Origin of the sequence: Rahnella sp. AA (assembly GCF_002834385.1) — a bacterium.
Lineage (GTDB): Bacteria > Pseudomonadota > Gammaproteobacteria > Enterobacterales > Enterobacteriaceae > Rahnella.
In genome coordinates, this window is the sequence record NZ_PITQ01000032.1 from 1 (window position 1) to 1,185 (window position 1,185).

Consider the following 1,185-nt stretch of genomic DNA (forward strand, 5'->3'; position numbering starts at 1 on the left):
TAGGGATAAGGCATCGCCGGCCGTCGATGACCAGGAAGAAGAGATAAAGCCCGGAGAGGAAGAGAAGGTAAGGAAAGAGAGAGACAAGCCCCCGTAACATGCCGGAGAAGAGTGGCGGCGCAGCCGCTACCTGTCTCAGGAACTGGCGGGCGCAGCCCGCTGGGTTTTGTTTCCAATGAATTGAAACGCACAGGGACAAGGTATAATCGCCCTCCCCCTGTGTTATTCAGCACACTCTGATTTCTGTGTTAAAAATGACCTTGTAGTCCGTGTGCTGGTCGCCTTTGTGGAACACGTCAAGCCGGACAACATTATGAGCAACGTGATTCATGATCATCAGTTGCTCGACGGCGCAGTGCAATGACTGTCCTTCAGGCAGCGGGAACCACAGGTTGGAATTTGCACCGGACAATACCGGATGCGAACAAAAATGAAGCCCCGTACCCGTATCGAGTTCAGCAACAATTAACATGACGCTTTCATGTGGGTTTTGTACATCGCTAAACTGACTCATGATTTCACCCTCATGGCCGTAAATTTAAAGCCCTCGTCTTCAACCAAAATACAAAGATCAGCGGGTTTCTTGGTCAGGAAGTCCATTAGTTGGGGAGAAAATTCCAGCACGTAAGAGGCATCTCCCCCTGCGAAAACGTCCTCCATTTTCAAAAACCAGTCGTCTTCATCTTCCCCTTCTTCAACGGGTTCATGGGGATCAAACCCCTGCGCATAAGCGAGATCGCGTTTCCCGCTGGCATTCAGCGATGCGTTTTGTGCCATCAGATATATACCTTCATCCCTGACCAGCCAAAGCTCACCGACATTCTTTTGTATATCAGCCAGCACAGGTGCCAGCGCGGCGGCGGAAAAATGCAGTTTACTCATCGTTATCGCCCTTTTTCAATGAATTGCCGATCAGGCTTCCCAGTGCTTCCATCGCCCCGTGAACAAAATAGACACACGCATCGCGACGCGTAAATTTATCGCCGTAATGCGCGTGCGCAGCTTCCTGACAGGCCACGTTGTAATGCCCTTGGTCGATAAGGTGACCGAAGGTTTTCGCCCCCCATCTTTCGGGTGGGGTAGTCGTGGCGGTTTTTCTGTTGACGTTATGTGTGTGCATGCTGCAATCCTCTCCAGGGTGAAAATTCATCTAACGGTATGGGTCTAGTGCGCGGCAAAGGGCAA

Annotated in this window: 3 protein-coding genes; all 3 read right to left on the minus strand. The window is 51.1% G+C overall.

The window, feature by feature from the left end; genetic code table 11:
• Positions 1-226 precede the first annotated feature (226 nt).
• The 3 genes from CWS43_RS27095 to CWS43_RS27105 are packed head-to-tail and all read right to left on the minus strand — an operon-like array spanning position 227 to position 1,120.
• A complete protein-coding gene (locus CWS43_RS27095) occupies positions 227-514 on the minus strand; it encodes a hypothetical protein (RefSeq protein WP_101080209.1) in 288 nt (95 codons plus the stop codon).
• Positions 511-882, minus strand: coding sequence for a DUF3085 domain-containing protein (locus CWS43_RS27100; RefSeq protein WP_101080210.1), 372 nt, complete (start codon positions 880-882; stop codon positions 511-513). The genes CWS43_RS27095 and CWS43_RS27100 overlap by 4 nt, the downstream gene beginning before the upstream one ends.
• Positions 875-1,120 carry a hypothetical protein gene (locus CWS43_RS27105; protein WP_101080211.1) on the minus strand — a complete coding sequence of 82 codons (246 nt, stop codon included), beginning with the start codon at positions 1,118-1,120 and terminating at the stop codon, positions 875-877. Before CWS43_RS27105 ends, CWS43_RS27100 begins: the two co-directional genes overlap by 8 nt.
• Positions 1,121-1,185: the final 65 nt, after the last annotated feature.

Coding starts and splice junctions, on each gene's coding strand:
- CWS43_RS27100 (WP_101080210.1), bottom strand. CDS start 882: ATGAGTAAACTGCATTTTTCCGCCGCCGCGCTGGCACCTGTGCTGGCT.
- CWS43_RS27105 (WP_101080211.1), bottom strand. CDS start 1,120: ATGCACACACATAACGTCAACAGAAAAACCGCCACGACTACCCCACCC.
- CWS43_RS27095 (WP_101080209.1), bottom strand. CDS start 514: ATGAGTCAGTTTAGCGATGTACAAAACCCACATGAAAGCGTCATGTTA.